The 20094-nt window shown below is 55.9% G+C and carries 20 protein-coding genes; 14 read left to right on the forward strand and 6 right to left on the reverse strand.

What is annotated here, in order from left to right:
- The first annotated feature begins 276 nt into the window (after nt 1-276).
- Nucleotides 277-2046, forward strand: coding sequence for a B12-binding domain-containing radical SAM protein (locus tag KXG62_RS14010; RefSeq protein WP_218092606.1), 1770 nt, complete (start codon nt 277-279; stop codon nt 2044-2046).
- A 61-nt stretch (nt 2047-2107) separates the two neighbouring features.
- Here the strand turns inward: KXG62_RS14010 and KXG62_RS14015 are convergent, their stop codons facing one another.
- From KXG62_RS14015 to mnmL, 4 genes are all read right to left on the reverse strand, one after another.
- Nucleotides 2108-3073 (reverse strand): type I phosphomannose isomerase catalytic subunit, encoded by a 966-nt coding sequence (locus KXG62_RS14015; RefSeq protein WP_218092607.1) that lies wholly within the window; start codon nt 3071-3073, stop codon nt 2108-2110.
- Between the two features lie 106 nt (nt 3074-3179).
- Nucleotides 3180-3758 carry a tRNA 5-(aminomethyl)-2-thiouridylate-methyltransferase MnmM gene (gene mnmM, locus KXG62_RS14020; RefSeq protein WP_218092608.1) on the reverse strand — a complete coding sequence of 193 codons (579 nt, stop codon included), beginning with the start codon at nt 3756-3758 and terminating at the stop codon, nt 3180-3182.
- A gap of 263 nt (nt 3759-4021) precedes the next feature.
- Nucleotides 4022-4606, reverse strand: coding sequence for a hypothetical protein (locus tag KXG62_RS14025; RefSeq protein ID WP_218092609.1), 585 nt, complete (start codon nt 4604-4606; stop codon nt 4022-4024).
- Between the two features lie 39 nt (nt 4607-4645).
- Nucleotides 4646-5611, reverse strand: coding sequence for a tRNA modification radical SAM protein MnmL/YtqA (mnmL, locus tag KXG62_RS14030; protein ID WP_218092610.1), 966 nt, complete (start codon nt 5609-5611; stop codon nt 4646-4648).
- Between the two features lie 201 nt (nt 5612-5812).
- On the opposite strand from mnmL, the gene KXG62_RS14035 reads away from it, so the two are divergent.
- The 3 genes from KXG62_RS14035 (at nt 5813) to trmB (ending at nt 7451) form a co-directional block, all read left to right on the forward strand.
- Nucleotides 5813-6355, forward strand: a complete 543-nt coding sequence (locus KXG62_RS14035) for a WGxxGxxG-CTERM domain-containing protein (RefSeq protein WP_218092611.1) — start codon at nt 5813-5815, stop codon at nt 6353-6355.
- A 51-nt stretch (nt 6356-6406) separates the two neighbouring features.
- Nucleotides 6407-6610 carry a hypothetical protein gene (locus KXG62_RS14040; RefSeq protein WP_218092612.1) on the forward strand — a complete coding sequence of 68 codons (204 nt, stop codon included), beginning with the start codon at nt 6407-6409 and terminating at the stop codon, nt 6608-6610.
- A 130-nt stretch (nt 6611-6740) separates the two neighbouring features.
- On the forward strand, nt 6741-7451 hold the full coding sequence (gene trmB / locus KXG62_RS14045) for a tRNA (guanosine(46)-N7)-methyltransferase TrmB (RefSeq protein ID WP_218092613.1): 711 nt from the start codon (nt 6741-6743) through the stop codon (nt 7449-7451).
- Between the two features lie 140 nt (nt 7452-7591).
- Here trmB and KXG62_RS14050 read toward each other — a convergent pair whose 3' ends face one another.
- Together KXG62_RS14050 and KXG62_RS14055 are read right to left on the reverse strand one after the other, a co-directional pair.
- Complete coding sequence (locus KXG62_RS14050) at nt 7592-8725, reverse strand: MGDG synthase family glycosyltransferase (RefSeq protein ID WP_218092614.1); 1134 nt, start codon at nt 8723-8725, stop codon at nt 7592-7594.
- A 56-nt stretch (nt 8726-8781) separates the two neighbouring features.
- Entirely contained in the window at nt 8782-9309 is a 528-nt protein-coding gene (locus KXG62_RS14055) for a phosphatase PAP2 family protein (RefSeq protein WP_218092615.1), read from the reverse strand.
- Between the two features lie 764 nt (nt 9310-10073).
- Between KXG62_RS14055 and KXG62_RS14060 the strand changes: the two genes are divergently transcribed.
- From KXG62_RS14060 to KXG62_RS14105, 10 genes are all read left to right on the forward strand, one after another.
- On the forward strand, nt 10074-11309 hold the full coding sequence (locus tag KXG62_RS14060) for a glycosyltransferase family 2 protein (protein ID WP_218092616.1): 1236 nt from the start codon (nt 10074-10076) through the stop codon (nt 11307-11309).
- A 289-nt stretch (nt 11310-11598) separates the two neighbouring features.
- Nucleotides 11599-12099 carry a translation initiation factor IF-3 gene (gene infC, locus KXG62_RS14065; RefSeq protein WP_218092617.1) on the forward strand — a complete coding sequence of 167 codons (501 nt, stop codon included), beginning with the start codon at nt 11599-11601 and terminating at the stop codon, nt 12097-12099.
- Nucleotides 12100-12125: 26 nt separating this feature from the next.
- On the forward strand, nt 12126-12326 hold the full coding sequence (gene rpmI / locus KXG62_RS14070; RefSeq protein WP_218092618.1) for a 50S ribosomal protein L35: 201 nt from the start codon (nt 12126-12128) through the stop codon (nt 12324-12326).
- Between the two features lie 45 nt (nt 12327-12371).
- A complete protein-coding gene (gene rplT, locus KXG62_RS14075) occupies nt 12372-12731 on the forward strand; it encodes a 50S ribosomal protein L20 (RefSeq protein ID WP_218092619.1) in 360 nt (119 codons plus the stop codon).
- A gap of 353 nt (nt 12732-13084) precedes the next feature.
- The gene (locus tag KXG62_RS14080; RefSeq protein ID WP_218092620.1) at nt 13085-14395 is read left to right on the forward strand and encodes a sugar phosphate nucleotidyltransferase; all 1311 of its coding nucleotides are present in this window, start codon (nt 13085-13087) and stop codon (nt 14393-14395) included.
- Nucleotides 14396-14408: 13 nt separating this feature from the next.
- Nucleotides 14409-14663 carry a hypothetical protein gene (locus KXG62_RS14085; RefSeq protein ID WP_218092621.1) on the forward strand — a complete coding sequence of 85 codons (255 nt, stop codon included), beginning with the start codon at nt 14409-14411 and terminating at the stop codon, nt 14661-14663.
- Nucleotides 14636-16996, forward strand: a complete 2361-nt coding sequence (locus KXG62_RS14090; protein WP_218092622.1) for a cyclic di-GMP-binding domain-containing protein, MshE-related — start codon at nt 14636-14638, stop codon at nt 16994-16996. The genes KXG62_RS14085 and KXG62_RS14090 overlap by 28 nt, the downstream gene beginning before the upstream one ends.
- Nucleotides 16997-17003: 7 nt before the next feature.
- Nucleotides 17004-18647 carry an ArnT family glycosyltransferase gene (locus KXG62_RS14095; protein ID WP_218092623.1) on the forward strand — a complete coding sequence of 548 codons (1644 nt, stop codon included), beginning with the start codon at nt 17004-17006 and terminating at the stop codon, nt 18645-18647.
- A complete protein-coding gene (locus tag KXG62_RS14100; RefSeq protein ID WP_218092624.1) occupies nt 18598-19608 on the forward strand; it encodes a glycosyltransferase family 2 protein in 1011 nt (336 codons plus the stop codon). Before KXG62_RS14095 ends, KXG62_RS14100 begins: the two co-directional genes overlap by 50 nt.
- Nucleotides 19605-20018, forward strand: a complete 414-nt coding sequence (locus tag KXG62_RS14105; RefSeq protein WP_218092625.1) for a GtrA family protein — start codon at nt 19605-19607, stop codon at nt 20016-20018. Before KXG62_RS14100 ends, KXG62_RS14105 begins: the two co-directional genes overlap by 4 nt.
- The last annotated feature ends 76 nt before the right edge of the window (nt 20019-20094 follow it).

The following is a 20094-nucleotide window of genomic DNA, read 5'->3' on the forward strand; positions in this document are numbered from 1 at the left end:
ACATTTTGCAGAGGCTCACGAGATGGTATGCCAAGAAGAGGCAACGCGCAAGATGGATGAGTTCGCTACAAGAAGTGAGGTTCCTAGCTAGTCAATATGGACTTAAAACGCTCTTGTAATCTGCATGCACATGAATGACGAACATCGGAAAGCCGTATGAGGGAAAACCTCACGTACGGTTTGATGAGGAGGGGCAGAAATTCTCTGCCCTTTACTCTAGATTCGGTTTCCGTGTAGAATAGGGTTATTATTTTGCATAAAGAAGGGTTTCACCGGATGAACAATATTGTACTGTCTACGTTAAACGCCAAATACATCCACACGTCGCTGGGGCTTCGCTACTTGAAAAGCTACAGCGAGCGGGATTTTCGCAACATCCAGATTGCGGAGTATACGATCAAGGACCCGGTGATGAACATCGTATCCGATTTGTACCAGCGGAAACCGGAGCTGGTCGGTTTTTCGTGCTATATCTGGAACATCGAAGAGACGATCGTTGTGATCGGCATGCTCAAGAAGATCATGCCCGAGCTGATCATTGTGCTTGGTGGGCCCGAAGTGTCCTATGACACCGAATATTGGATGAACCGGCTGCCTGAAGTCGATTACATCGTTATGGGCGAAGGGGAGGAGACGTTCCACCATCTGCTGACGGAGCTGAAGGGCGACCGGGCGCTGTACAGCGTGTTTGGGGTCGCGTACCGCAAAGAAGGCCGCGTCATTCTCAACCCGCCGAGGCCGAAGCTGAATTTGAACGACATTCCGACGCCGCACCGGTTTGCCGAGGACGTGCCGAGTCTCGCCAACCGGGTTGTCTATTTCGAGACGAGCCGGGGCTGTCCGTTCAGCTGCCAATTTTGTCTTTCTTCTATAGAAGTAGGCGTGCGTTACTTCGATATGGAGCGGACGAAGAGCGACCTGCTCTACTTGATCGACTCCGGCGCCAAGCTGATCAAATTCGTCGACCGGACGTTCAATATCAAGCGCGATTATGCGATGGAAATCTTCGAATTTCTCATTCAGAACCATGGCGGGTGCGTGTTTCAATTTGAGATCACGGCCGACATTATGCGGCCGGAGGTGCTCGATTACCTTGCGGAGAACGCACCGCCGGGCATATTCCGGTTCGAGATCGGCGTACAGTCGACCAACGATTTGACGAACAGCCTTGTGAAGCGCCGGCAAAATTTTGCCAAGCTGACGCGGACGGTAACGAAGGTGAAGGAAAGCGGCAAAATCGACCAGCATCTCGATTTGATCGCTGGGCTGCCGGAGGAAGATTACCATTCGTTCCGCCAAACCTTCAATGACGTGTTCGCGCTGGGGCCGGAGGAATTGCAGCTCGGCTTCCTGAAAATGCTGCGCGGTACCGGGATGCGTCACGACGCGGAGAAGTACGGCTATATTTACATGGATCATGCGCCTTACGAAATTCTCGGTAACCGGATTTTGCCGTTCTCCGACTTGGTGCGCATCAAGCGGGTGGAGGATGTGCTGGAGAAATATTGGAATGCCCATCGGATGGACCATACGGTGAGCTATCTCATCAAGCGGGAGTTTGCGTCGGCGTTCGATTTTTTCCAGGAGTTCGGCGATTATTGGGAAGAGCGGGGCTGGCAAAAGATCGGCCATCAGCTTGAGGATTTGTTTACCCGGCTGCATGCCTTTCTGAAGCACAGGGAGACGGAGGGCATGCAAGTGATCGAGGGGCTGATGAAGCTCGATTATTTCATGAACCACAAGTACAAGCCCCGCAAAATTTGGTGGGACTTCACCCTGGACAAGCAGCAGCAAGGGAGCTATATGCGCCACTTGGCAGAGCGGCCGGAGGACGTGTCACTGCAGTTCGCCGCGCTCGGCATCGGAGAGAAGGAGCTGCATAAGCATGCGATGATCGACGTCGTCCCGTTCCGGCTGGATCATTACCTGCAGACAGGAGAAGTCGATGCGGCGGGCGAGCAGCTGCTCATCGTCTATTTCTCCCCGGATGCGTCCGGTGCACGTCCGGCTCCGTTCACGATGGCGTTGGAAGCAAGCCAAGTATAGTGCGAAGCAAAAAAAGCAGGCATCCGATGGATTCGGAATGCCTGCTTTTTTGAAGTTGGAACTAAGGCAAGTAGCTGCGGAGCACGGTCATGCGGCCCGTTAGCTCATAGCTGCCCAGATGGGCCGGCAGCAGGTAGCATTCGCCCGGCTTCACCGGAAGCTCGCCGTCCGCGTAACGGATCGACCCGGTCCCTTCGCAAATAATATGTATAACGAAGCTATCGGCATTCGTACTCAAGCTCCACTTGCCGTCGACTTCGCCTTTCTCCGTAACGAAGAAGGGGGAGCGGGCAAGCGTCAGCCATTCGCCTGCACGGGGAAGATCCGTCTTCATATAAGTAGCGCCCGAGCCCTCATAGGCGATGACGTTGAGCGAATCTTCGATGTGCAGCTCGCGGGGCTTCCCGTCCAGACCGAGCCGGTCGTAATCGTACAGACGGTAGGTGCTGTCGGAGTTTTGCTGAATTTCGGCGACGAGGATGCCTGCGCCGAGGGCGTGGACCGTTCCCGCCGGAATGTAGAACGAATCGCCGGGCACCACTTCAATCTCGTTCAAGCAATCCATGATCCGGTTCTGTTCGATGGCGGCGGCAAGCTGCTCGCGGTCGACGCCGTCTTTGAGACCGTAAATGATTTTGGCGCCAGGCTTGGCGTCCAGCACGTACCACATTTCCGTCTTCCCCAGCTCGCCCTCCGGCAGCCGGTCGTAATGATCGTTCGGATGAACCTGCACCGATAGATCGTCCTGGCAATCGAGCAGCTTGATCAGCAGCGGGAACCGGCCGTTTTTCTTGGAAAAGCCTTTGCTGCCGAAAAAGGTTTCGCCGTACTGCTCGCGAATTTGGTCGAGCCCCATGCCGGCCAGCTCGCCGTTCACGACCGAAGTTGTGCCGTTCGGATGATCGCCGATCATCCAGCCTTCCCCAATCTGTCCTCCGGGCAAATTCAGTCCGAACCGTTCCAGGGCTCTGCCGCCCCAGACGCGTTCTTTAAACTCGGGTTTGCATTGCAGCGGATATGGTTTCAACGTCTTCCCTGCTTCCTTGGTTGATTTTGCGCTCCGCGCGCCTGTCCCATCTACAGTGGATTATAGCAAGCCGGTCTCTGTATTTCTATAGCGGAACGAAGCGGTGCTACAGTCTTTTCTCAATGGCGAGCAAATAAGGCGGACTGTTTTTTTGATTGAAAAATCGATACTGGAGCACCTGGTAACGATTTTGCGGCAGTGCGGCCGCCCACGCCTCCACCGCATCCGCTTCTTCCCGGCCGCCAGGGTGGCCGGTGTACAGCACGATCGTGATGATCCCGCCGGGCCGGATCGCTTCCGCCGCAGCCGCCAGTGCGGTGAGCGTGGATTCGGTCAGTGTGACGGTGGCGTGGTCGTCTCCCGGCAAGTAGCCAAGATTGAACATGACGGCCGCTACTTGTCCCCACTGGTCAGCCGGTACGATGTCCGCCAGCTCGGCATGACTGCGGTGATGCAGCACCGTCCGATGGGCCGCCGGCAGCGCCGCATCCAGCCGCGCGGCGGTATTCCGCAGCGCCTGCTCCTGAATATCGACGGCATGCACGGTACCGTTCTCGCCGACGAGCTTGGCGAGGAACAGCGTGTCCACGCCGTTGCCCGCCGTCGCGTCGACGGCGGGGTCTCCGGGCTGAACGCGCTCTTTCACGAGTTGATGCGTGAAGCTTAAGATCGATACGAATCCCACAGCGATGTTCCTTTCCTTTATGAAGAGAGATTGAGAGGTACAGTCGGCAAAACCGTAGAGGCGATCAATAAAGAACCGCCGGATATCCGGCGGTATAACAAGCGTGTCATATACCCGCGCTTTCCACAGCGCGGGAGGTCCGAAGGTTTCGACCGGTTGCGGCGCTGGAGTGAAAGTCACACCAGTATGGCAAAGCGCGTCTGGATTCACGCGCGCCGGAAAGCTTGTGTCGGCGCGGGACAGCGGTCTTACACACGGCACGGCTAAGGGCGGGGCGGCTTGCCGCCTTCGAGCTTTCCACCCTGGCACACCGCGCAGGTCGATTCGAACAGCGCGGCCGCATCGGACGAAGAAGCGGCGCTTGACGATTCGAGCTTCGGCGGCGCGATCAGATCGCCTGGCATCGGCGCTACCGCTCCGCCGCCGCTGTCCTCCGGCTTCGCCGCCGCGGGAGGCGCCGGGGTGACAGCCGCGGGCTCCTGCAGCTGCGGCGCGCTGCTCGTGGGCGCTTGTGGCGCCGTGGGCGACTCCGCGGCGGGCGCTTTCGGCGTCGTCACCGCCGGTGCCTGCGTCTGCTGCTGCGTCTGCGGGGCTGCCGCCACCGGCGCCGTCGGCTTCGCCGCCGGTGGCGAAGCCTCGCTGCCGCGTCCGGCTTCGCTGCTTGCACCGCTCTCCGGCGCGGAAGCGGCCGCTTTGGAAGCGTCCGCCTCCGCTTGAGGCGGCACGCCCAGCCCGACCGGCTCCGTCGCGGCGACGACGGGCTTCTCCGGCGCCGGGTTCGGTGCCGCCGGCCGATTGCCGCAGCCGGCGGCAATCAGCAGCGCAGCTACGATCAACATTCGTTTCACCCGTCATCCCTCCTTGAATTCAGCCGTGATTGTAAACGTCTATCCGTTGTGGGACTGCGGTGTCCAGCGCTTGCCCTGCCATGTATTTCTTCGTTTCAGCTCCGCATCGAAGGCATTCAGCACTTCCCACTTCTTTAAGCTCCACATGGGTCCGATCAGCGAGTCGCGGGGCGCGTCGCCCGTCAGCCGGTGAACGATCATCTCCGGCGGAAGAAACTCCAGCGTATCGACGACCAGATTGACGTACTCGTCCTTCTCCAGAAATTGGAGCAGACCGGCTTCGTACTGTTTGACCATCGGCGTCTTCCGCATGAGATGCAGCAGATGGATCTTGATCCCCTGCACGTCCATCGCCGCGACGGCCCGGCCGGTCGCCAGCATCATGTCATGGGTTTCCTGCGGGAGCCCGTAAATGATGTGGGCGCATACGCGAATGCCGCGCGCTCTCAGCCTCGCCACGGCATCCGTATAGCAGGCCGTGTCATGCGCCCGGTTGATCAGGGTGGAGGTGCTTTCGTGAATCGTCTGCATGCCCATCTCCACCCACAAATACGTGCGCTCGTTCAGCTCGGCCAAATAATCGACCACGTCGTCCGGTAAGCAGTCCGGCCGGGTGGCGATCGAGAGACCAACGACGCCGGGCTGCTGCAGGATCGCTTCATAATATTCGCGAAGCTCTTCGACGGGCGCATACGTGTTGGTATACGCTTGAAAATAACCTATATATTGCGCTTCCGGCCATTTCTGATGCTGCAGGTCGCGAATTTTGTTGAATTGGGTTACGAGGTCGTCCCGGCGGCTTCCCGCGAAATCCCCGGAGCCCCGCGCGCTGCAAAAGGTGCAGCCGCCCGTCGCAATTTTACCGTCGCGGTTCGGGCAAGTAAACCCGGCGTCCAGCATCACTTTGAACACCTTGGCGCCGAACTGTTCCCTCATTTCGTAATTCCAGGTATGAAACCGTTTATCTCCCCACAGGCGGGGGGAAGCTGTATCCAGCAGTTGCATGCGAATTCCTCTTTTCAAAAAGGCGAATATGCTACTATTTTACCGAAAAATCGCGATAAAAGCGAACTTTTGTCTCTAACAAAACCCTCCAGAACGTGCACGGGATAAGAACTTCCTACGGAGATCATGCTATGACTGCAAGCCGCTGCATTTATTACATTGCACCATCATAACAGGATCCGAAAGGAGAAACTTCAACCCATGAATAAGTTTGCAAAATCGGTTCTGGCATTGGCGTTAACGGCGACGATCGGTTTTAGCGGTCAGGCATTGGCCGAGACGACGGCTACGGCAGGTACTATGGGGGCAACGTACGGCACGACAACCGGTAACACGGGAACGACCGCTGCCGGTACGACGGGGACGGGCACCGGAACGGTCGGCAACTACGGAACGTATGGAACCGGCGCCGGCACGTACGGGAATACGTACGGTACGGGCACTTACGGCACGACGACCGGTACCGCCACCGGCGGGTACAATGCCACGACAACCGGTACGACGGGAACAACGGCGGGCAATACGGTCCGCAACTACAGCGACCATATGCTTGACCGGATGAACACTTATACGAACGCCAACGACAGAACAGGCTATGGCTATGGCGGCAACTACCATACGACGTCTTACCGGACCAATGCTGCGACCACGACCGGTTCGAACTGGGGATGGCTTGGTCTGATCGGGCTGCTTGGTCTTGCAGGCATGCGCGGACGCAACCGGGACGAGCGCGAAGTAAGATAACATGGCCTTGTGGCCGAGACCCGGGCATTTGATTGGATGAGGTGATGTGCGATGAATGACATGACACTTCGTCATGGCGAAGAGAAAGTGATGCTGGAGCTTTCATTAAAAGAAGCGATGGCGCTGGCAGCCGGCGTTCGCTTCAATAATGACCTGCGCATCGCTGCGGAGGCCAGAAAGAAAGTACGGAAGACCATCGAGACGATGCTTCTTCCGGAAACGGGAAAAATCCATTATCAACTGCTCGAAGCCTGACCGAGAAGTCGAGCCGGCTGATCGCGCCTTTGCGGGCGGTTAGCCGGTTCTTTTCTTTCGATCCGATTCAGAGTATAATCAAAGCCTGAAGCGGTACGAAAATCGGTTAAAGGAAGGTTTGCGTGTTATTATGCGTTTAAGAGGTCGGAAAGGGATTCTGGAAGCGCTGGAGGCGCAGCCGGAACTTGCAATTTTACAGCCTGAACAATTTAAAGGAAAGTGGTCGAGCGTATTCGGCAATGACCGTCCCATTCATGTAGAGCTCGGAATGGGGAAAGGGCGCTTTATAAGCCAGCTCAGCGCGCTCAATCCGGATATCAATTACATAGGCGTCGATATGTACGATGAGCTGATCCGCCGCGGCTGCGAGAAAGCCAGAGAGTCGCGGGAAGAGCACGGAGGAGATCTGAGTAATTTGCGTCTTGTCCGGTACAATATCGAATCGATCGAGAACATGTTTGGCGACAATGAGATCGAGCGGATTTATTTGAATTTCAGCGATCCGTGGCCGAAGAAGAAGCATGCCCGCCGCCGGTTGACCCACGGCGGATTTGTGAAGAAATATGAGGACATTCTGAACGATAACGGGCAAATTCATTTTAAGACGGATTCCCGTTCTTTATTTGAGTTTTCACTCAACTCGTTCGCCGATCTTGGGCTGCGCATGCGCAACATTTCACTCGACCTGCATGCGGAAGGGCCGAGAACCGATCTGATCATGACGGAATACGAGACGAAGTTTTCCGAGAAGGGCATGCCGATTCACCGCATGGAAGTGGTTATTGGCAAGCAGGCGTTGGCCGACCATTTGCAGGCGCTGGCGAATACCGAAGACAAGTAACGCAAATAAAAACACAAATAAAACCATGGAACCGCCTGCGGGACGGACCATGGTTTTATTTTTTTTCACACGCGCCAATTCCGTGCCGCGGCTGGCGGCATCTCGCTCTGGGCCGCGGACACTTACCTCGACGCAGGCTGCTAAGCCTTCGCGCCGATTTGCTGGAGCACCTCGACGATCGCCTGCGAGCAATGGGCCGGATTATACGGTGCGATGCCGCGGCTTAGCTCTTCCCGCCGCTGAAGAACATCGGGGTAATGATCGATCAGCAACTGGAACCAGTGATCGATCGTTTCCGCCGATTTGATTTGCTCCCCGAGCCCGTGCTGGGCAAAGTACTGCAGGTTCTCCTCTTCCTGGCCGGGAATCGGCTTATAGAACAGCATCGGAATGCCTTTTGCCAGCCCTTCCGTGCAGGTCATCCCGCCGGGCTTGGTGATCAGCAGATCGGAGACGTCCATCCATTTGTCGATCTCCTTCGTAAATCCGAGCAGCCGAATATGCGGGTGCCGGAAGCGCTCGTCCTCCGCAAGCTCAAGCATCGCCTTGTCGTTATGCCCGAGACAGATCGTAAGCTGTATCTTCTCCCGCCAGCGGGTCAGGTGGCCGAGAAACGATTCGTCGTCCACAAGCCCGAAGCCGCCGCCCATAACGAGCACCGCCGGAATCGGCTTCAGGCCGAAGCGGGCGCGAAGCTCCTCGCGGTTATGCGCCTGCCAGAAGTTCGGGTGGACCGGGATGCCGGTCACTTTGACCGCATCGGACGGCACGCCGCGGTCAAGCAGCTTCTCCTTGACGTCGGCCGTGGAGACGAGATACGTATTGACCTCCGGGCTGACCCAAGCGCCATGCGCGTCATAATCGGTAATGACCGTGCACAGCGGCACGTTCAGCCCGGAGCGCTTCAGTCTGGAAATGACGGCGCTTGGGAACGGGTGCGTGCACACGATGGTGTCGGGGCGAAGCTGCCGGATGACCTCGGCGGCTTGCGCATAAAAAATGCGGTGAAGCGCCAGCCGGGCGAAACGGTTAATCGATTTTTTATATTGAGACCGATAAACGATGCCGTATAATTTCGGTTGATTGGATACCGTCTTGCGGTATGCGGTAAAAATCCATCTGGCCAGCGTCGGATGCAGGAAGCTCCCGAGCTCGAGCACGCGCGTCTGGACTTCGGGAGAGATGATGCGGAGGCTTTCGGACAGGGCATGAGCCGCTTGCGTATGGCCCGCGCCGAAGCCCTCGGATAGCAACAAGACTCTCTTCTTACGCATGGGCGGTTCACCACACCTTGTACCGAGTGAATTGCACAAATTTAACATTAATGCTTTTATCCAAAAAATGCAACGGCCGATAGGCCCGTCACGGCGCCGATCACGCAGCCGGCGAGGCAGTCGGACGGATAGTGCAGTCCTAAATATATACGCGACAAGGCGACCAGACATGCCAGCGGAATCATTACGGCGGCCAGGAGCGGATGAATCAGTGCCAGCGGCACGGCGATTGAGAAGATGGCGGTTGTATGGCCGGACGGAAACGAGGGATCGGTCAGCGGATTTTTGCACGTATGGGCGTCAGGAACGACGAGATAAGGACGAAGCCGCGGAAATTTCTTCTTCATGACGGCGACGGGAACATGGCTTGCGGCCAGCGCTACGCAGCTTTGGATGCCGGCCTGGCGCAGACTGCCTTCGGCAAATACGGCGCAGCAGAGCGCCAGCATGATGCTGAGCGCGGCGCCTCCCAAATGCGTCACGGTGCCGAACAAATAATCGAGAGTCCGGTGGTGTATCTTTTGGTTGAAGAAGCAAAACAAACGTCTTTCATGCAGCAGCAGCCATGCCGCGACACGGTTCAATGCGGATGCACCTCCTTGCCGGGAATATACAATTCCGGCGATCTGCTTCTAACTATAACACGGTTTTGTTACAGCCGTATCAACGCCGTATGAACGCTATGTTTAAGCGGCTGTTTCAATGCGTGCATTCATGTTTATTTACTTATTACATCACGCTGCAGTCCTGTTACCATTGTATCACCATTGTATCCGGTGGGGCTGCCGCCTAATCCGGCTTTCGCGCCGGGCGCGGCTGGCCGCTTCGTTCGGCCGTCATCGGCTTGTGCTGCGCAAGCGCGCAGCGGCGCAGCATGTCTACTCAAGATACGTCTCCCGGAGGGCGAATTGCGGCATGTGCAACCTTTTGAGCCGGCGTTACGTTTATTACGGTGTATGCCGGGAAACATTTACCGGTGCGTGTCACGCTTCGTGTCGGATTTTGTGGAATGGTACATCCGGTTGTATAATAGGCTACGTCGGCGGGCGCGGACAGTAGAAAGTTTTTTCCAGTCGGAACTTATAAAAGTTGTGAAAAACGATGAAAATAAGACTTAAAAAGATGGATGATGAGAGTCCGAGTGTTATTGCCGCCGTTTTCCCGAGAAAAACGTTCGTTCTGGCACAACAGTGAGCTTTGGCGCTTTTGACAAAACGGAGCAAAGAGAGGAAAATCATATTCGGCTACCCTCGCAATCCAATTCACACCATCGAATCAGATTTTATGAGGACAATAAGATACGCTAGAGAGACAACCAGGGGTACATACAAAAAAAGGGGGATGTTTCATGCTGGACAATATCCTGTTAGGCCTCCAGATCATTATTGCTTTGATCGGCGCCTATCAGTTGGTTCTAACATTTTTTGGTTGGTACCGCCGCAAGAACCGAGTTAATCACGCACCGCAAAAAACGTTCGCCGTCCTCGTAGCCGCGCATAACGAAGAACAAGTGGTCGGGGCGCTCATCGATAATTTGAAAAATCTCGATTATCCGAAAGAACTTTACGATATTTTCGTCATATGCGACAACTGCAGCGATCAGACGGCGCAAATCGCGCGCGATATGGGCGTTCACGCCTGCGAGCGCCATAATCCGAAACTGAGAGGCAAAGGCCACGCCATCGAGTGGATGCTCAAGGAATTGTGGAAGATGCCGCGCCAGTACGACGCGGTCGTCATGTTCGACGCCGACAATCTGGTCAGTCCCGATTACTTGAAGCATATGAACAACGATCTGTGCAATGGCTCGAAAGTGATCCAGGCTTACCTGGATACAAAGAATCCGCACGACTCCTGGATTACCGCCGCCTATGCGGTGACTTACTGGTACTGTAACCGTCTGTGGCAGCTGCCGAGAACGAACCTCGGGCTGGCGAACTATCTCGGGGGAACCGGGATGTGCTTCGACACGGACCTGCTCAAGGATATGGGTTGGGGCGCAACAAGCCTCGTGGAAGACTTGGAGTTTACGATGCGCTGCGTGATGCGCGGCATCAATCCGACTTTCAACTATGACGCCAAAGTATTCGACGAGAAGCCGCTCACGTTCAAAGCATCGGCACGGCAGCGTTTGAGATGGATGCAGGGCCATTTTAACGTGGCCAGACGCTACTTCTTCCCTTTACTCTGGAAAGGGCTGAAGGAAGGCAACTGGGCCAAGATTGATACCGCGATCTATGCAGCCAACGTCTACAACCTGTTTATCGGCTCGATTCTGACGGTCGTGCTGTGGATCGACTTATCGATTCCGGGCGTTCCGAAGTTTACGTCGCTGTTCCAGATTTCGCCGAACTTCTTCGCTGTCTTCTCCGTGCTGACGTACGCGCAGTTCGTCATCGCACTGGTATTGGAAAAGGCGCCGTGGCGTTCGTACAAATATTTGGTCACATTCCCGCTGTTCCTGCTGTCGTGGTGGCCGATCACGTTCTACGCTTTCTTTACGCAGAACAACAAGCAGTGGAGCCATACGGAGCATACGCGCGTCATTCGGCTCGAAGACGTGCAGAGCAAGCAGGCCAGTTGATCGCTTGATTTTGAAAGCAGTTGACATCGACTTGGAAAACATGTATATTAGTTTGGTGCGAAAGAAGAAGCGCCCGCTTCTCACCTGACCGACCTTGGGTTGGCTGGTTACGAACTTGAGTGAACGAGCAACGATTTCTGATACGATATCAGAATCTGTGATTATCACTTGGACTAACGGACGTGGGCGTTTCGCGCCTACGTCTTTTTTTGTTGATAAGAACTATAAGTTCTTGGAAACTTACTTGGTTACAATCCTTTGGAGGTGGCAGGTCATAAGTACAGAGCACATGATTAATGATGAAATTCGGGCGAGGGAAGTTCGTTTGATTGGTGCGGACGGAGAGCAACTCGGGATTAAGCCGATTCGCGAAGCGCTGCAAATTGCGCTCGATCTGAATCTGGATTTGGTCAATGTGGCTCCGACGGCGAAACCGCCGGTCTGCCGTGTTATGGATTACGGGAAATTCCGTTACGAAACGCAGAAGAAGGAAAAGGAAGCCCGTAAAAATCAGAAGATTGTGGAACTCAAGGAAATTCGCCTTAGTGCGACCATTGACGAGCATGATTTTCAAACGAAGCTTCGCAACGCTCAGAAATTTTTAGGCGAAGGCGACAAAGTGAAGCTGTCGGTACGATTCCGCGGACGGGAAATCGCCCATGCCGAGATCGGGCAGCGCGTATTGGAGCGTATGGCCGCTGAAGTGGAGGAGCTGTGCGTCGTAGAACGCAAGCCGAAGCTGGAAGGCCGCAGCATGATCATGATCTTGTCTCCGAAGCAGCAGCAATAATTCAATTCTAAAGGAGGAACCATTCCATGCCTAAAATGAAAACACACAGCAGCTTGAAAGACCGTTTCAAAATTACAGGTACCGGTAAAGTAAAACGTTACAAAGCATATAAAAACCACCTGCTGTCCCATAAATCCGCTCGTGCGAAGCGCGTACTCGGCACGAACCCGGTTATGGCTCCCGGCGATGTAAGACGCCTGAAGCAGCAGCTCGCCAACATCAAGTAATCACCGTTCACGCGATATACTTAACATTTTTGGAGGTAGATACTCATGGCAAGAGTGAAAGGCGGTTTCATCCGCACGCATCGTCGCAAGAAAGTATTGAAGCTTGCTAAAGGTTATTTCGGTTCGAAACATAGATTATTCAAAACAGCAAAAGAACAAGTAATGAAGTCCCTGATGTACGCGTATCGTGACCGTCGTCAGAAAAAACGCGACTTCCGCAAATTGTGGATCGTACGGATTAACGCGGCTGCCCGTCAAAACGGCTTGTCCTACAGCAAGCTGATGCACGGCCTTAAGCTTGCAGGCGTAGAAGTAAACCGCAAAATGCTGGCCGATCTGGCTGTGAACGACATCAGCGCGTTCAACTCCTTGGCGGCTGCGGCAAAAGAAAAAGTAAACGCCTAATCCATCAAAGCAATCGCGAAACCGTCGGTGACCCGGCGGTTTTTTGTTTATACTCGCAAGGCTCGCGTATGCGCGGGTGGTTTTGAATATTTCCGCATAGAATTCGACACCATTCGACGAAATTTCAGAAATTGTTGAGAAGCAGGCTTTATAATAGAGATAGGCAGCTATGTTGCTAACACCGTCTTAACAATTCCACAGAACCGGGCCGTAACCTGACAAATCGCTAATATTAACCAAAGAGAATTATAAAAGCGTTGTGGTATGCTTGAACCAAATAAAGCCTTTATATTGGGGCAGTGCTAGTAGGCGGCGTTTATAATTTGATCATACACATAGGTCGGGTGAGCGAGATGAACATCATTGTATTATCCGGAGGATCGGGAACAAGGTTATGGCCTTTATCGACGGAAGCGAAGCCGAAGCAGTTTCTGCAAATATTTGCCGATGAAACGGGCGAACCGATCTCCATGCTGCAAAATGTATGGCATCAGCTTACCCGGCGAGGTTTGCATACGCGTACGGTTATTGCTACCTCGGCAAGCCAAAGGGAATTGATTCTCGACCAGATCGGACCGGCAGCGGATTTGGTGCTGGAGCCGGAGAAGCGGGACACGTTTCCTGCCATCTTGCTGTCCGTCGCTTATCTGGTAACGCACCGCGGCATGTCGCGGGAAGAGCCTGTCGTCGTTCTGCCAGTGGATAGCCGGGCGGAAGACCGGTTTTACGACTTGCTGGAGCAGTTGCCGGATGTCCTGGAGCAATCGGGAGCGAACTTGTCGCTGATCGGGGTGAGGCCGACCAAGCCGTCGGATAAATACGGATATATGCTGCCCAAGGGGCCGGCCTTACCTGGAGAAGCGGTCGGCATAGACCGGTTTCACGAGAAGCCGTCCTTTGAAGAAAGCGCACAGCTTATGGCGCAGGGTGCTTTATGGAACTGCGGCGTTTTTTGCTTTCGCGCAGGATATTTGCTCGATATGCTACAGCAGATGGGCATTGCGGGCACGACGTATGAAGAGCTGCTGCTATCCTACCATCGGCTCGATCCCCGCAGCTTCGATTATGCCGTAACCGAGCGCGAGCCGCGCGTCACGGCGATTGTCTACGAAGGCCGATGGAAAGATCTCGGCACGTGGTGCGCGTTGACGGAAGAGATGAAGGAGCCCGGGCCGGGCCCCGTATATATATCGGAAGGAAGCCGTAATGTGCATGTCGTCAACGAGCTTGATATTCCCGCCGTCGTTGTCGGCTTGTCCGATGTGGTTGTCGCGGCCAGCCGGGAAGGTATTCTCGTTACACGCAAGGATGCCGGAGCGGAGTTGAAGGAGACGCTGCGGACGATGGCCGGCAAGGAGCTGCGCGGCGGTTCATCCGAACAGTGGTCCCGTCCGCTGGATAGCGCCGTGTTTGCCGACGGCGTCGAGGTCGAGACACGCCGCCTTCATATGAGCAAAGGGCAGGAGACGGTCATCGATGCTTCGGAAGCCAGCGGCCGCAAGGTGACCTGGATGGTTCTTCACGGCTCGGCGTTCGTTCGTAAGAATGAGGAAACGTTTACGGCTGCGGCGGGCCAGACATTTCTGCTGCAGCAGCCAGATCGGGCCGTCGTTTGTGCGCTGGAGCCGCTGGATGCGATCGAAATTACTACAGAGTTCCGGTAAGGAGGGTATTTGCTTGAGAGTCAGGAAAAAGTCGAAGACGAGAGACGTGCTATTCGGGTATGACGCAAGAGAAGCTCGCCGATACTTTTCCGAACTGGATGAGCAACTGGAGCAGACGGCACGGCAGCGGGAGCAGCAGCGCATGCATTGCGAGCGGGAGCAGGCGCGGCTGATGCAAGAGGTGGCGGCGATCCAGACCGAACTGGCGGAAACGGAGAAACTGGAAGCGGGATTGAAGCAATGGATTCGAAGAAACCGGAATCCGTAGTCCCGTTCCGCCGCGCCTTGTTCGGCTATCCGCTGCAGTGGACCCGGCAGCAGGCCGCCGAGCGGGAAGAACGGCTGAACCGTGAACGGGAGCTGCTGCTCCGGGAAGAACGGGAAGGGCAGAACCGCGTTCGCGAGCTGGAGGAGCAGCTCCGCTATCTGAAGGAACAGCTGGAGCAAACGAACCGCTCCGTCGATTTGCTGCTGAATCAAAAAATGCTCATTATGAACCGGGAAGACTACCGTATGCGGCTGGATGACCCGGTGGATAACGGCAAAATCAAATTAGGCGACCTGCTGCTGACGGAAGGCCTGCTCACCGAGGAGCAGTTAAACCAGGCTATCCAATACCAGGAGAAAGTCGGCGGCCGGCTCGGGGATATCGTCGTTGATCTGGGCTTAGTGACGAAGGAACGGCTCGAGCCTGTTGTTGGCCGGCAGAACGAGAAGGGCCGTCTCGGGGACCTCTTGGTTGAAGCCGGGGCGATCACTCCCGAACAGCTGGAAACGGCGCTCGAGTTTCAGCGCAAAAGCGGCGGTTTGCTTGGAGATATTTTGACCTCGCTGCGCTTCATTGAGCCGGAGCTGCTGTACCGGTATATCGCGAATCAGAACAATCTGGGCCGAATCGGCAACGAGCTGTCATTCGACGATTTGATCAAGCTGCCCGAGTATTTGGCCCGGGAACTGAACGCCGTCGTCATCAATCAGGATATGAACCGCTTCTTGGTCGCCGTGGGCAACCCGCTGACGGATCGGGCGCTGAAAGAGATCGAGCATCACCTTGGGATGCCCGTTGAGCAGGTCATGGCGACACATGAGGAAATGGAGTTTTTCTGGAAAAGGGTTTACCCGGCCGAGCTAATGGAGGAGAGCACGCAAAAGCTGGTGAACGAGCAGCCGCAAAACTCGGCGCACGTCACTTTTACGACGCCCCAGCTGGCCGTCGCCGGCATATGCGCCTTTCTGTTTGTCGTCGCGCTGGGACTGGACTGGTTTCACACGCTGATCGTAGTCAACATAGCAATCCAGCTTTTTTACTTTGCCATGACCCTGTTCAAATTTATGATCGTCATGTACGGTACGCGCGATTTTGCGCAATTCCGGTTCAAGCAGGAAGAGGTTGACGCGGTTGATGAGCGGACGCTTCCGGTGTACACGATCCTCGTGCCGATGTATAAGGAGAGCGAGGTCATTCCGTACCTGCTCGGCAACATTGAGCAGCTCGATTACCCGAAAGCGAAGCTGGACGTGCGGCTGCTGATCGAAGAAGACGATACGGAGGCTCAGGAACTGTTGGGCAAGATGAAGCTGCCCCCGTATTACACCACGATCGTGGTCCCGCATTCGCTGCCGAAGACGAAGCCGAAGGCTTGCAATTACGGGCTCATCCGCGCGCGGGGGGAATATGTCGTCATCTACGATGCGGAGGATCGCCCGGACCCGGACCAGTTGAAAAAGGTGCATTTGACGTTTTTGAAAAGTCCGAAGGAGTGCGCCTGCGTTCAAGCGAAGCTGAACTACTTCAACAGCGAGCAAAATTTGCTGACCCGCTGGTTCACGCATGAATACAGCATGTGGTTCGAGCTGCTGCTGCCGGGCGTCATGCAGCTCGACATTCCGATTCCGCTCGGCGGCACGTCGAATCATTTTAAAATGGCGATTTTAAAAGAAATCAATGCGTGGGACCCGTATAACGTTACGGAGGATGCGGATTTGGGCATTCGGCTGTACAAATCGGGCTATTCCACGGCAATCGTTGACTCCCGCACGTGGGAGGAGGCGAACAGCCGAGTAGGCAACTGGATTCGTCAGCGGTCCCGCTGGATCAAGGGATACATGCAAACCTGGCTCGTGCATATGCGCAACCCGGTGCAGCTGTACCGTGAACTGGGCTTGAAAGGCTTCCTCGGCTTTCAGGTGATGGTGCTGTCCACGCCGCTGCTGCCGCTGCTGAACCCGTTTTACTGGGTCATGCTTGTGTTGTGGTACGGATGGAAAATGCACTGGATTCCGCAATTTTTCCCCGGCGTCATTTATTATTTGGCCGCGGTTGAATTTTTGATCGGCAATTTTTTGTTCGTATTCAGCAATGTGGCTGGCGTGTATTGGGTCATTCACGATCTGGAGAAGCGCAAGGAAAATGTATTCTCTTACGGTTTGGTCAAATACGCCTTGCTGACGCCAATCTACTGGGTCATGATGAGCATTGCCGCTGTGAAAGCGGCCTGGCAGCTGATCACCAAGCCGTTTTATTGGGAAAAAACGACGCATGGACTGGCGAAGCACAAACCGCCATCAACAGGGGGAGAAACGATTCAGGAGGGAGGATAGGACGCAGATGGCTAAGCTTCACCGGAGCATCTACTGGATGCTGTTTCTGCTGCTGTTCGGGATGGAATTTGCGGCCGGCTATTATGTCAGCCACGTGATCGGCTACGTTCACTCCGACACGATGAGCCGGGTCGCCAATGCGTTCTACGTCCTGTACAGCCGGGACCCCCACCTGGCGGCGATCGGTTTCGTCTGGAATCCGCTGCCGAGCTTGATCGAGCTGGTGTTTCTGCTCCCGTACCGCTGGTTTCCGGCGCTGGCCTCCTCCGCGCTCGCGGGCGTGCTGATGAGCAGCCTGTTTGCCGGCATGACGGCGGTCACGCTCGCGCGGGCCGCCGTCCAGTTCGGTCTGTCGCGGTGGTTTGCGGTCTTGTTCAGCCTGGCGTTCAGCTGCAATCCGTTTATGTTTCTGTTCGGAGCCAACGGGCTAAGCGATGCGCCGTTTATTTTCTTTACGATGTATGCGGTCGTGCATCTATCGCTTTGGGTGCGCAGCCGGAGGGTCGGAAGCCTCATCAAGCTCAGCTTTGCGCTGGCGATGGCGTTCTGGACGCGTTATGAGGCGGTGCCGTTCGGAGCCGCCGTTGCGCTCGGCATCATCCTCATCGTCATGCTAATCCCGCCGAGCGATCCCGACATCGAGCCGCTGCCGCGGCGCAATTTCGCGTTTCGCTGGTTTCAGATCGAGGGGACCTGGGCGCTCGCACTGTCGCCGGTCATCTACTCGGGGCTGCTGTGGATCTGGTTTAACGCCTTGATTATGGGCGATCCGCTTTATTTTCTGCGCGGAGAATATTCCAATGTGGCGCAGGCGGAGGGGCTGGCGAATGAGCAGCAGTTCGTGGAGATGATCGGCAATCCGCTGCTCGGGCTGCTGTTCGTCGCCAAGAAAACGGCGTATTATTCGATCCCGCTCGCTTCGGTGCTGCTGCTCCGGCTGTGGAACCGCCGGTTTTTCGTGTGGGACCTTATCGTGCTGCTGTTCCTGTTCGTGTCGATTCTGGCATTGCAGTTCCTCATGCTGATGAAAGGCTCGTCATACGGATGGTTCCGCTATTTCATGTACGTCTTCCCGATTACGGTGGCATGGCTGCCTTATGAGCTGTCGCGGGTGAAACGATCTGTGATCAACTACGCTATAGTGCTCGTCGGCATGGCGATGAGCGCCGTCATCCTGACCCAAGCGCTGCTTGATCCGGTGATCGCACCGGACGAGAACAAGTTTTTGCATGCGAGGCAATATGCGGCGTCGCAGCAGATCGAGAAGGAAGTAGCCCGTTACTTGGATACGGAGCTCAGTGGGCAGCAAATTTTGATGGATTCATACTCCGCCTACTCGGTCATTCTGAACAGCCGCCATCCCGAGAAGTTTCTGATTACGAGTGATTTGGAATTCGCCGATGCGCTGAAAGAGCCGGTAGAAAGCGGCATCGATTATATTTTAAGCCCGAAGCCCGACAAGAGCTCGGCCAAGAGCGCCGAAGAACGCACGTACCCCGGGTTTTACGAGCACGGGACGTCATGGGCCGTTCTTGATAAAGAATTTGGCGGCAAATGGCGCCTGTACAAAGTGATACGCACGCCCAAGGAGGTGAACGCCGGTGGAACGAACGCAGCCCGAAATATCGATCGTCATTCCGGTGTACAATGAAGAGAAGCATATCGCCGATTCGCTTCGCCAAATCGAGGAAGAGCTCCGCTCGCTCGTGTCCTCGTACGAGATAATCGTCATTGACGACGGTTCGAAGGACGGCACATGGGAACAGCTTGCATTGACGGCGCGGCGGTCGGGCTCTTTCACGGCGTTGAAGCTCAGCCGCAATTTCGGCAAGGAGCTTGCGCTGTGCGCAGGCCTCGAGCACGCCCGCGGCCGCGCGGTCGTCATTATGGACTCCGATCTGCAGCATCCGCCGGCCCTGCTGCGGGAGATGATCCGGCTGTGGCGCGAGGACGGCAAGGAAATCGTGGAATGTGTGAAGGAAGACCGGGGCAGAGAGCCGGCTAACAAAGCGCTCGGCTCGGCGATGTTTTACAGCATCCTGAACCGGCTGTCCGGGTATGATCTGCAAGGCGCCTCCGACTTCAAGCTGCTCGATCAGCGGGTCGTGCAGGCATGGCGCGAGATGCCGGAACGCAACACGTTTTTCCGCGGCATGACGGCATGGCTCGGCTTCGACCGGGCGCAAGTATCGTTTGAGGTGCCGGAGCGTGCGGGCGGCACAAGCCAGTGGAGCTTTCTCAGCCTGCTGAAGCTGGCGGTGAATGCGATCGTCGCCTTTTCGACCATTCCGCTTCGCTTCGTCAGCCTGTTCGGCCTGATCTTCTTCTTCGGCGCGGTGCTGCTCGGGATCCAGACGCTTTACCTGAAGCTCACGGGCAGCGCCGTTACCGGGTTCACCACCGTCATCTTGCTGCTGCTCATCGTCGGGAGCGTCATTATGATATCGCTGGGCATTATCGGGGAGTACATCGCCTCGATCTATAACGAGGTCAAAGGGCGGCCGCGGTATTTGGTCAGCCGCCGTCTGGAGAGCCAGGCGGCGCCGGCTGCGGCGGCAGACCGTCAGAACGCCCGCTCCGCGCTGCCGTTTCACCCGGGAGAAGTTTCATGATCCGGCTGATGGTCAAGTACGGCGTTGTCGGCGCGCTCGGCACCGTGCTTCACTTTGCCTCCTTGTATGCGCTGGTCGAATGGTTGAACGTGCCGCCGGTCGCCGCTTCGGCGCTCGGCTTCCTGCTCGTGCTGCTCGTATCATACGTGCTGAACAAGCGATGGACGTTCCAATCGACGCCGTCCGGCTGGGGGCCGCTGCTCAAATATTGCGTCGTGTCCGTCACAGGGCTCGGCCTGAACGTTGCCCTCATGTACGTATCGGTCGAGCTCTTGCACTGGCATTACCTGATCGGCCAATGCACGGTCGTCGTTGCCGTGCCGCTGTCCAATTTTATTTTGAACTATTACTGGACGTTCCGTCCGGTTCCCGCATCCGAGTCCGGGCAGGCCGATCCGGGCCGCAGCTAGGCATCGGCTCAGCGGAGAGGATCACCGCGAGCGCGTTGTAATTCGCGGTGGGACCGGCGGCCTTCGGCGCTGCCAG

The sequence above is a fragment of the Paenibacillus solanacearum genome, assembly GCF_910593845.1.
Taxonomy (GTDB): domain Bacteria; phylum Bacillota; class Bacilli; order Paenibacillales; family NBRC-103111; genus Paenibacillus_G; species Paenibacillus_G solanacearum.

Coding starts and splice junctions, on each gene's coding strand:
- KXG62_RS14050 (WP_218092614.1), bottom strand. CDS start 8,725: ATGCGTAAGAAGAGAGTCTTGTTGCTATCCGAGGGCTTCGGCGCGGGC.
- rpmI (WP_218092618.1), top strand. CDS start 12,126: ATGCCTAAAATGAAAACACACAGCAGCTTGAAAGACCGTTTCAAAATT.
- KXG62_RS14105 (WP_218092625.1), top strand. CDS start 19,605: ATGATCCGGCTGATGGTCAAGTACGGCGTTGTCGGCGCGCTCGGCACC.
- KXG62_RS14090 (WP_218092622.1), top strand. CDS start 14,636: ATGGATTCGAAGAAACCGGAATCCGTAGTCCCGTTCCGCCGCGCCTTG.
- trmB (WP_218092613.1), top strand. CDS start 6,741: ATGCGTTTAAGAGGTCGGAAAGGGATTCTGGAAGCGCTGGAGGCGCAG.
- KXG62_RS14060 (WP_218092616.1), top strand. CDS start 10,074: ATGCTGGACAATATCCTGTTAGGCCTCCAGATCATTATTGCTTTGATC.
- KXG62_RS14035 (WP_218092611.1), top strand. CDS start 5,813: ATGAATAAGTTTGCAAAATCGGTTCTGGCATTGGCGTTAACGGCGACG.
- rplT (WP_218092619.1), top strand. CDS start 12,372: ATGGCAAGAGTGAAAGGCGGTTTCATCCGCACGCATCGTCGCAAGAAA.
- KXG62_RS14040 (WP_218092612.1), top strand. CDS start 6,407: ATGAATGACATGACACTTCGTCATGGCGAAGAGAAAGTGATGCTGGAG.
- infC (WP_218092617.1), top strand. CDS start 11,599: ATGATTAATGATGAAATTCGGGCGAGGGAAGTTCGTTTGATTGGTGCG.
- mnmL (WP_218092610.1), bottom strand. CDS start 5,611: ATGCAACTGCTGGATACAGCTTCCCCCCGCCTGTGGGGAGATAAACGG.
- KXG62_RS14080 (WP_218092620.1), top strand. CDS start 13,085: ATGAACATCATTGTATTATCCGGAGGATCGGGAACAAGGTTATGGCCT.
- KXG62_RS14095 (WP_218092623.1), top strand. CDS start 17,004: ATGGCTAAGCTTCACCGGAGCATCTACTGGATGCTGTTTCTGCTGCTG.
- KXG62_RS14010 (WP_218092606.1), top strand. CDS start 277: ATGAACAATATTGTACTGTCTACGTTAAACGCCAAATACATCCACACG.